Origin of the sequence: Micromonospora coerulea (genome assembly GCF_016598485.1) — a bacterium.
In the GTDB taxonomy this organism is placed as follows: domain Bacteria; phylum Actinomycetota; class Actinomycetes; order Mycobacteriales; family Micromonosporaceae; genus Micromonospora; species Micromonospora coerulea.
In genome coordinates this window covers 1-9,087 of sequence record NZ_JAEMUW010000062.1, presented here as the reverse complement: position 1 = coordinate 9,087, position 9,087 = coordinate 1, and the positions used below count along the sequence as shown (strand labels likewise).

General features: G+C 72.7%; 9 protein-coding genes. 3 read left to right on the top strand and 6 right to left on the bottom strand.

Features of this window, described 5'->3' with window-relative positions; genetic code table 11:
- Positions 1-194: 194 nt before the first annotated feature.
- Both I8N68_RS31970 and I8N68_RS31965 read right to left on the bottom strand, forming a co-directional pair.
- Positions 195-1,637 carry an MFS transporter gene (locus I8N68_RS31970; protein ID WP_372433926.1) on the bottom strand — a complete coding sequence of 481 codons (1,443 nt, stop codon included), beginning with the start codon at positions 1,635-1,637 and terminating at the stop codon, positions 195-197.
- 86 nt (positions 1,638-1,723) lie between these two features.
- A complete protein-coding gene (locus I8N68_RS31965; protein ID WP_200216837.1) occupies positions 1,724-1,960 on the bottom strand; it encodes a hypothetical protein in 237 nt (78 codons plus the stop codon).
- 137 nt (positions 1,961-2,097) lie between these two features.
- Between I8N68_RS31965 and I8N68_RS31960 the strand changes: the two genes are divergently transcribed.
- Positions 2,098-3,267 carry a geranylgeranyl reductase family protein gene (locus tag I8N68_RS31960; protein WP_200216836.1) on the top strand — a complete coding sequence of 390 codons (1,170 nt, stop codon included), beginning with the start codon at positions 2,098-2,100 and terminating at the stop codon, positions 3,265-3,267.
- Between the two features lie 27 nt (positions 3,268-3,294).
- Here the strand turns inward: I8N68_RS31960 and I8N68_RS31955 are convergent, their stop codons facing one another.
- Entirely contained in the window at positions 3,295-4,329 is a 1,035-nt protein-coding gene (locus I8N68_RS31955) for an NAD(P)-dependent alcohol dehydrogenase (protein ID WP_200216835.1), read from the bottom strand.
- Between the two features lie 107 nt (positions 4,330-4,436).
- Here I8N68_RS31955 and I8N68_RS31950 point away from each other — a divergent pair, with 107 nt between their 5' ends.
- A complete protein-coding gene (locus I8N68_RS31950) occupies positions 4,437-4,628 on the top strand; it encodes a hypothetical protein (RefSeq protein ID WP_234040979.1) in 192 nt (63 codons plus the stop codon).
- 51 nt (positions 4,629-4,679) lie between these two features.
- Here I8N68_RS31950 and I8N68_RS31945 read toward each other — a convergent pair whose 3' ends face one another.
- The gene (locus tag I8N68_RS31945) at positions 4,680-6,473 is read right to left on the bottom strand and encodes a bifunctional metallophosphatase/5'-nucleotidase (RefSeq protein ID WP_200216833.1); all 1,794 of its coding nucleotides are present in this window, start codon (positions 6,471-6,473) and stop codon (positions 4,680-4,682) included.
- A 220-nt stretch (positions 6,474-6,693) separates the two neighbouring features.
- On the opposite strand from I8N68_RS31945, the gene I8N68_RS31940 reads away from it, so the two are divergent.
- Complete coding sequence (locus I8N68_RS31940; RefSeq protein WP_200216832.1) at positions 6,694-7,596, top strand: SDR family oxidoreductase; 903 nt, start codon at positions 6,694-6,696, stop codon at positions 7,594-7,596.
- Between the two features lie 32 nt (positions 7,597-7,628).
- Here the strand turns inward: I8N68_RS31940 and I8N68_RS31935 are convergent, their stop codons facing one another.
- Positions 7,629-8,282 carry a nucleotidyl transferase AbiEii/AbiGii toxin family protein gene (locus I8N68_RS31935; protein WP_307813057.1) on the bottom strand — a complete coding sequence of 218 codons (654 nt, stop codon included), beginning with the start codon at positions 8,280-8,282 and terminating at the stop codon, positions 7,629-7,631.
- A gap of 22 nt (positions 8,283-8,304) precedes the next feature.
- Entirely contained in the window at positions 8,305-8,646 is a 342-nt protein-coding gene (locus I8N68_RS31930; protein WP_200216831.1) for a hypothetical protein, read from the bottom strand.
- Positions 8,647-9,087 lie beyond the last annotated feature (441 nt).

The window sequence follows — 9,087 nt, the reverse complement described above, 5'->3', positions numbered from 1 at the left end:
CCCGAGACAGGGGTGCCGGCCAGCGGCGTATCCACGTACCCACCAAAGACGGTGCCGGCCGGGCGGACGCCGACCAGGTCGGGGCTGGGGGCGACCGTCCCCGGCGCAGGGATCAAGCCTGACCGCCCGAAGCCGGGGACGGTCGCCCCCACCCCCCAACAGCAACCACCGACCAACAGCAACCAAGCGACAGCTCAAGCGCGACGACGCCGCCCCAAGGAGATGTCCACCACCGCCGCCACCAGCGCGAGCACGATGATCCCGGTGGCCAGCAGCAGCGCATGCCGGAAGGCCGTCGCCCAGTCGCCTCGACTGCCGGACAGCGAGGAGAAGAACAGCGACCCGACCGCCGCGATCCCGGCGGCCGATCCGATCCGCTGGCCGGTCTGGAGCATGCCCGCGCCGCTGCCCGCCGGCGGCACCGGCACCTCGGAGAGGGTGAGCGTCTGGTTCGGGGCGATGACCAGGCCGCTGCCCAGCCCGGCCAGCAGCAGCGGCCCCGCGGTCAGCAGCGGCACCGAGTGGGTGGGTGAGTCCCGCAGGATCCAGACTGTCGCGGCGAGCCCGACCACCACGACGAGCAGGCCGATGGCGACCAGCGGCCGCCCGTACCGGTTGACCACCCGGCCGCCGAGGGCCGACGCGGCGGCCGAGCCCAGCGCGAACGGGGTGATCGCCAGGCCGGCGACCAGCGCGCTGTAGCCGAGACCGTTCTGCAGGTAGAGGGTGAAGATGAAGAAGATGGCGGTGAAGCCGCCGAAGTAGACCAGCGCGATCAGCGCCCCGAGGAGGTACGAGCGCAGCCCCAACAGCCGCAGGTCGAACAGCGGCGGCCGGTGCCGGGCGTACCAGCGTTCCCAGAGGCCGAAGGCGACGAGGACGGCGAGGCCGGCCGGGATGAGCGCCCACTTCCACGGCGTCTGCCACTGCTCGCGTTGCACCAGGGGCAGCAGCACCAGGGTCACGCCGACGCCGAGCAGCAGCACCCCGACCGGGTCGAGCCGGTGCCGGTCCTGTTGGCCGGTGGGCCGCGTCGGCAGCAGTCGCCAGGCCAGCAGCACCGCCACGATGCCGACCGGCACGTTGACGAAGAAGACCCACCGCCAGCCGTGCTCCTCCCCACCGAGTTGGATGAGCAGCCCGCCGAGCAGCGGCCCGACCGCGGTGGAGATGCCGATGGTCGCCCCCAGCAGGCCGAACGCCCGGCCACGTTCCGCACCACGGAACAGCTGCTGGATCAGCCCGCTCACCTGTGGATTGACGATGCCGGCCGCGGCGCCCTGCAACAGCCGGGCGACGACCAGCCACTCCGGGGAGCGGGCAATCCCGGCCAGCGCACTGGTCACCGTGAACAGCGCCACCCCGAGCACGAACGCGTTGCGTCGGCCCCGGGCGTCGCCGAAGCGCCCGGCGGGCACCAGCACCAGTCCGAAGGTGAGCGCGTACCCGGACAGGACCCACTGGAGGTCGCTGGGCGTCGCGTGCAGCGCGCGGTCCATCGACGGCACGGCGACGTTGACGATGCTGACGTCGAGCAGGGTCATGAACGCGGCGACCAGGCCGACACCGAGCGCCTGCCAGCGTTTGCGGTTGTCGTATCCGGTGTCGGGCGGTGCGGACGACCGGTCCGCGCTCATGGTGCCCCCCGACGACCGTCGATCACGCATTGCTGACCGCTACCCCGGCCCGGGAGGGGCAAACGGAACCGAGGGGCAAACGGAACTCACGCCATCTGGCGCGCACACCACCGCGGCCCGAAGTCCAGCCCCGCCATCGGGGAGTCCTCCCGGTGCAGCAGGCCCTTCTCGGTGAGCTGGTGCAGGGGCGCCTGCAGCTCCTCCTCGTTCATCCCGGTCTCGTGGGCGATCGTATCGGGGTAGGGGACGTGTCCCCGGGTCTCCAGCGCGGTTACCGCCTGGTACACCCGTTCCTCGACCTCCGACAGCCGTACCTGCTGCATGACGTCCTCCTCGGCGTGACCCGCCCGGCCCGCGGGCGGCCTGCGCCGGGCGGTTACCCCCCGGTCGACCTTTGATACCCACCCGATCGGGGAGTTGCGGCGGGCGCCCGCGCGGCGATCTGGCCTACGCTGCATCCGTGATCGTCTGGGATCTCGCCGTCGTCGGAGCCGGCCCCGCCGGGCTGTCGGCGGCGCACGCCGCCGCCCGCGCCGGGGTCCGCACGCTGGTCGTCGAGCGCGCCACCCACCCCCGCTACAAGACCTGCGGGGGTGGGCTGATCGGCACGTCGCTGGCGGAGGTGACCGGCCGGATCGAGGTGCCGGTGCACGACCACGTCGACCGGGTGACGTTCACCCGGGACGGGCGGCGCGGCTTCACCCGCCGGCACGCCGCCGGGCCGCTGGTGGCCATGGTCCGTCGGGAGGAGTTCGACGACCGGCTGCGCGCGGCCGCGGTCGCGGCCGGGGCGGAGGTCCGCCAGGGCGTCGCCGTCCGCGCGGTCGAGCAGGACCCCGACGAGGTACGCCTGCGGCTCGCCGACGGTGCGACCGTCCGAGCCCGGACCGTCATCGGGGCGGACGGCTCCTCCGGCGTCACCTCCCGACACGTCGGCGTCCGGTACCGGCAGGTCGACCTCGGGCTGGAGCTGGAGCTGCCGGTGCCACCGGCCGAGCAGGAGCGCTGGCGGGGCCGGCTGCTGCTGGACTGGGGCGCGGTCCCCGGTTCGTACGCCTGGGTCTTCCCGAAAGGTGACCGGCTCACCGTCGGCGTGATCGCCGCCCGGGGCGCGGGGGAGCGGACCCGCGCCTACCTGCGGGACTTCGTGGACCGGCTGGGGCTGGCCGGGCTGACCCCGGAGCACGACTCGGGTCATCTGACCCGCTGCCGGGCGGCGGACTCGCCACTGCGCCGGGGCCGGGTGCTGGTCGTCGGCGACGCGGCGGGTCTGCTGGAGCCGTGGAGTCGGGAGGGGATCAGCTACGCGCTGCGGTCCGGGCGGCTGGCCGGCGTGGCCGTCGCCGAGGGTGACCTGGACGGCTACGAGCGGGCGGTCGACCGGCTTCTGGCGCCGTCCATGCGGGCCGGGTACCGGCTGTTGGAGCTCTTCGAGCGGCGGCCGGACGTCTTCCACGGGCTGCTGGCCACCCCGGCCGGCTGGCGGATGTTCGTTCGGTTCTGCCAGGGCCGGGCGAGCTTCGACGAGACCCTCACCCGCCGTCCCGTCCGGGCGGCCCTGGCCCTGCTGGACCGCCTGCCCCCGATCCGTTCGGGGACCGTGGCGGCGGCCCGGGCCGGCGCTCGCTGACCCCCGCTCTCGCTCACTCCTGACCGGTCAGGGCACGATCACCGCCCGTCCCTGGATCTCGCCCCGCCGCAGCAGTTCGTACGCCTCCGGCGCCCGCTCCAGCGGGAAGATCTGCACGTCGGCTTGGAGCAGCCGGACGCGGCCCAGCGCGATCACCTCCTGCAGCTCGGCCCGGGTGCCCCAGAACGGGATCTCCACGCTGGTCTCCATCGGCAGGGTGGGCGGCTCCTCGGCGACCGGCCGGACGGGCAGCGTCCCGCCGGCAAGGCCGACCAGCATCACCCGACCGCCGGTGGCGACGACCTGGCGGGCGGTGGCGAGGGTCGGGTCCGCCCCGACGAAGTCGAGCACCACATCCGCCCCGTCCGGCGGGGGGCCGACGATCGCGCGGATCTTCTCGACCGTCTCCGGGCCGACCTGTACCACCTCGTGGGCGCCGAGCCGGGTGGCCAGGTCAAGCGCGGCCACGCTGGTGTCCACCGCGATGACCCGTACCGCCGTGGTGGCGACCAGGATCTGCACCGCCATGTGCCCGAGCCCGCCGATCCCGATGACCACGCAGGACGTGCCGGGGCGCAGGTTCGGCCGGGCCAGCTCCACCGCGTGGTACGGGGTCAGCCCGGCGTCGGTGAGCGGGGCGGCCTGCTCCAGCTCCAGGTCGCCGATGTGCAGCAGTCGGGACGCCGGCACCACCACGTGGTCGGCCAGCCCGCCGTCGCGGCTGAGCCCGATGCCACCCACAGCCACGACCCGGCACTGGTTCTCCAGCCCGCGAAGGCAGGCGCGGCAGCGGCCGCAGCCGATGATCCCGTACACGGCGGCGCGGTCCCCGGGTGACCAGCCGGTCACGCCGGGGCCGACGGTGTCGACGGTGCCGGCGATCTCGTGTCCGAGGGTGATCGGGGTGGGGAACATCCCGGCCGGCGCGTCGAGGATGTGCAGGTCGGAGTGGCAGGCCCCGACCGCGCCTACGCGCAGCAGCACCTCACCCGGCCCGGCGTCCGGGGTGGGCACCTCCACCTGTTCCAGCACCCCGGGAGCGGTCATCCGTACCGCGCGCATGACTGTCCTCCACCTCGTCGCGGACGGCCGTCGCCGACGGCCGGCGCGGCTTACCCACGACCGTCAGGTTGATGCGGCGGGTGGACGGCCGGACGCACAATGCGGGTATGAGCGAGCCGGCCGAGTCGTTCACCGACGACGAGTACGAGTTCCTGCGGCACGTGCGCTTCGGCGAGCTGCCGGAGCGGGTGCGCCCCGACGAACGGGTCGAGTTCACCGAGACCGAGCCCCGCCGGGACCGCCCCGACTCGGCCGGCAACCCCGACGAGTGGCACCTGCGCCTCGGCCCCGGCGGCTGAGACGCGGACGGGCCGCGGGTGGTGACCCGCGGCCCGTCGCAGTGGTACGGATCAGAAGACCGGCACGCCCTCGCGGACCAGCTTCCAGTTCGGCACGAAGAAGTCGGCCGGGTCGATCACGCCCTTGGCCTGCGCCCAGTCGATGAGCAGCTGGCGGATCTCCTGCTGCTGGTTGTAGACCTGGGTCTTGACGATGCCGGGGAAGTTGCCGCCACCGCTGCGCCGGTAGTTGTTCACCGCGATGACGAACTGCGCGTCCGCGGCGACCGGCGTGTCGGTGCCGGGCAGGACCAGGCGGGTGATCCGCTGGCCGACCGGCTTCGAGATGTCGATGTCGTAGTCGACGCCGGAGATCACGTCGTAGTTGTAGTCCGGCACGGCCGGGTCGCTGATCGTGTTCGGGTCGACCGCCGCACCCACCGGCAGCGTGACGAAGTACTTCGCGGAGTACTCCAGGTACGCCTTCACCTCGGCGCCGGTGAGCACCACGGCCTCGAGCGTGTTGTCGAAGACGTAGAGGCCCGCCACGTCGCGGATCCGCACGTCACCCTGCGGGAAGACGGCGGTACGGCTGAACGGCGCGGCGATCGACAGCACCGGCAGGCCCGCGTACGCGGTGCCGGCGAGCGCCGTGGTGACCACCTCGGTCTGGACGTGGTTGATGAAGTCCAGGATCGGGGTGTCCTTGTACCGCGATTCGGCGGCGGACAGCTCCACGGTGGACTGGGCGACCACGGTGTTGACGTACGAGATGGTCTTGTCGTGCTGGCCGCGCACGGCCGCCAGGACCGCCGGGTCCTCGACCACGGTGTTGGTGTTCAGGGTGGTGGCCTTCTTCGAGACCACCTTCCACCGGCCGCGCACCTTCTGCACGCCGAAGTCCATCCGGGTGAGGCGCTGGCCCCACTTCGACGGCTCGGAGGTGAGCACCTGCTCGCCGGTGGTGAGGTTGGTGACGAACTTCTCCGGCACGTCGTTGTGCGCGTGGCCGAACAGGATCGCGTCGATGCCGGGCACCTGCTCGGCGATCAGCGCGGTGGGGTTCTCGTTCGGCAGCTCCGGGCCGTAGCTGGAGGTGCCGCTGTCGCCGCCGTGGGCGGAGATGATGACGATGTCGGCGCCGCGCTCGCGCATGACCGGCACCCACTTGGCGGCGGTGGCGATCATGTCGGCGAAGACCAGCTTGCCCTCGACGTTGGCCTTGTCCCAGATCGCCACGCCGGGGTTGGTCAGGCCGAGGATGCCGACGTTGATGGTCGGGGAGTCGTAGCCGCCGAGGGCGACCTTCTTGATCACGTACGGCAGGAAGGCCGGCTTGCCGGTGGCCTCGTTGATCGCGTTCGCCGCCAGCGCGGGGAAGCCGAGCTGACCGATCCACTGCGCCAGCAGCGGCAGGCCGTAGTTGAACTCGTGGTTGCCCAGCGTGACGGCGTCGTACTTCAGCACGTTCATCGCGTTGGCCATCGGGTGCGTCTCACCGGTGGCGGTGATTGGCTCCTGCTTGGCGTAGTACGTGGCCAGCGGGGTGCCCTGGATGGTGTCGCCGGCGTCGAGTACCAGCGTCGCCTTGTCCTTGCGCTCCGCGCGGATCTGGTTGACCAGGGTGGCCAGCTTGGCGACGCCGACGTCGTTGTGCCTGCTGTCGTCGAACTCGGCGTCCCGGTAGTAGTCCCAGTTGTAGACGTTGCCGTGGGTGTCCGAGGTGCCCAGAACGGTCAGGTCCCAGGTCTTCGGGCCCGTCGACTCAGCCGCCCGGGCCGGCGCGCCGGCGATCAGTGGGGCGGTCGCGGCGGCGGCCGCGACGGCGAGCACCTGGCGGCGCGAGGCGCCGGAGGAGGAGGTCATGCCGTGCCTTTCCATGGGGGTGGCGGCGCCTCGTGGGCACCGATGCGCACCATAACGAGCTGCCGTCACGCCCGCCACTGCAGCCCGTCATGTTTCACCACACCAGCGTCACCGGCCGCCCGCGCGTAACACCTCGGCCATCCCCGGCTCGTTTCCCCGTCCGCTGCGCGGGTAGCGCCCAGGGGGACCGACCCGGGACGAAGGGCACGAGGAGACGCCGGTGAGCGAGGACCAGTACACCCAGCAGGACCCCACCCGTCAGTACGGCCAGCAGCAGGGGCAGCCCGCGCAGCAACAGTCGGCGCCGGGCTCGGAGCAGCGGATGGGGCCGAAGCCGGACCACGGCGAGGAGTCGTACCGGGGCAGTGACCGGCTCGACGGCAAGCGCGCGGTGATCACCGGGGGTGACTCGGGTATCGGCCGGGCCGTGGCCATCGCCTTCGCCCGGGAGGGTGCCGACGTCCTCATCTCCTACCTCGGCGAAGAGGAGGAGGCCGACGCCCGGGACACCGTCCGGCTGGTCGAGGAGGCCGGCCGCCGGGGCGTGGCCGTCCGCACCGACCTGACCGACGAGGGCCACTGCCGGCAACTGGTCGACCGGGCGCTGGCCGACCTCGGCGGCATCGACATCCTGGTCAACAACGCGGCGTTCCAGATGTCGCAGGACAAGGGGCTGCTCGACATCACCACCGAGCAGTTCGACCGGGTCTTCAAGACCAACGTGTACGCGATGTTCTGGCTCTGCAAGATGGCCGTGCCGCACCTGCCGGAAGGGTCGGCCATCATCAACAGCTCGTCGATCCAGGCCTTCAACCCGTCCCCGCAACTGCTGGACTACGCGACCACGAAGGCGGCCATCGCGAACTTCACCAAGGCCCTCGCGCTGAACCTGGCCGACCAGGGCATCCGGGTCAACGCGGTCGCGCCCGGCCCGGTCTGGACCCCGCTGATCCCGGCCACCATGCCGGAGGAGAAGGTGAAGCAGTTCGGCACCGACACACCGATGGGCCGCCCCGGGCAGCCGGCCGAGCTGGCCCCCGCGTACGTCTTCTTCGCCTCCCAGGAGTCCAGCTACGTCACCGGGGAGATCCTCGGCGTGACCGGCGGCAAGCCCACCAAGTGACGTTCCGGCCGACGGCCGACGGCCGCCGGCCCTCAGCGGGGCCAGGCGGCCATCCGCCGGCGCACCTGCGCCACCTGCGCGGCGTCCAACCCGTAGCGCGCGAAACGGCGGTCCGGCACCTGGTCCAGGTAGCGGCCGGCGGCCCGCACGTCCGCCAGGTCCAGCGCCGGGTCCACCTGGCGGGCCAGCTCCAGCAGCTCCGCCACGTCGTAGTGGTCCAGCGCCGAGGACACGTCGATGTAGTCGCGCACCTCGCGGCGGTTGACCAGCGCGGCGGTCTTGTTCGCGATCAGGTCGCGGACGTCCATCACCGGCCCGAGGTCCATCACCACCGGACTGCGGTACCGGTCGAGGCGGGCCAGGCTCAACCGGATCTGCCGGCCGTGCCGGCTCACCACGAAGTCGCGCATGTCCCGGTCGAACCCGTCGAACAGTTCACCGAGCTCACTGCCCGGGTCGGCGTCGACCACCTCGAACCCGGCCCGCTCCAGCGCCGCGCGGACCCCGGCCGCCGCCGCGGCGGCCGCCCCCTCCACGTCGGCGAAGAGGTCCACGTCCTCCGTCGGCCGGGTGACCAGACCGTGCGCCGCCCACGCCACCCCGCCGCCCAGCACGAACCGGTGCGGCCCGGCGGCCGCGAGGGCCACCCGGGCCACCTCCCGGTAGAACTCGTGCAGGTGCGTCACGCGGTGCCGGCTCCCGGCCCGATCAGGCGGCGCGCAGGCCGCGGTGCCGGCTCTCCCACGCCAGGCGCACGCCCCGCGGCAGGTTCAGGCGCCGCCACACCCGGCGCAGCGTCCGCCCGTTGATCAGCTGGCGCAGGTCGTCGGTGCGGGTCGTCTCCCGCAGCACGTTCTCGTACATCCAGAGCAGGTCGTCCGGCTCCGCCAGGTCGAAGACGCGCTCGCTGCTCCACATCAGCCGTACCGGCAGCTCGACGACGCCCTGGGTGGGCCCGGTCAGCTCGGCGAGGGTGCGGGCGACCACGGCGGGGCGTCCCGGTCGGGCCAGGTGGGCCGTCGGGGTCGACGTGGGGGAGAGCGCCTGCATGGTGTCAGGGTAACCCCAACTCTGCTTTCGGCTGGTGATGGTGGTTGCGGACTCTGGTTTCGGTCTCTGGTTGCGGTGGGGGGCTGGGGGCGACCGTCCCCGGCTTCGGGCGCAGGCTTGATCCCTGCGCCGGGGACGGTCGCCCCCAGCCCTGACGTAGTCCGGGTTCGCCCGTGCCGCGCGGGCTGACCTTTGGGGGCCCGACGGACTGCGGTTCGGCGGTGTGGCGGGTGTCGGGTGGGCGCGGATACTGCCAGGTCGGCGATGTCGTGCGGACTGTCCGATTCGCGCCGGCCGGGCTGTGCCGGTCTGGGTGGGCTGTCCGGTTTCGGGGTGTGACCGCCGGCATCCTCAGGCTGGAATCGTGGCCGCCCCGGGGTCGTTACACTCACCGTGCGACTGAGTAGCTGGCCCGCTCGACCGGGCCGGTGACCGGGCCCC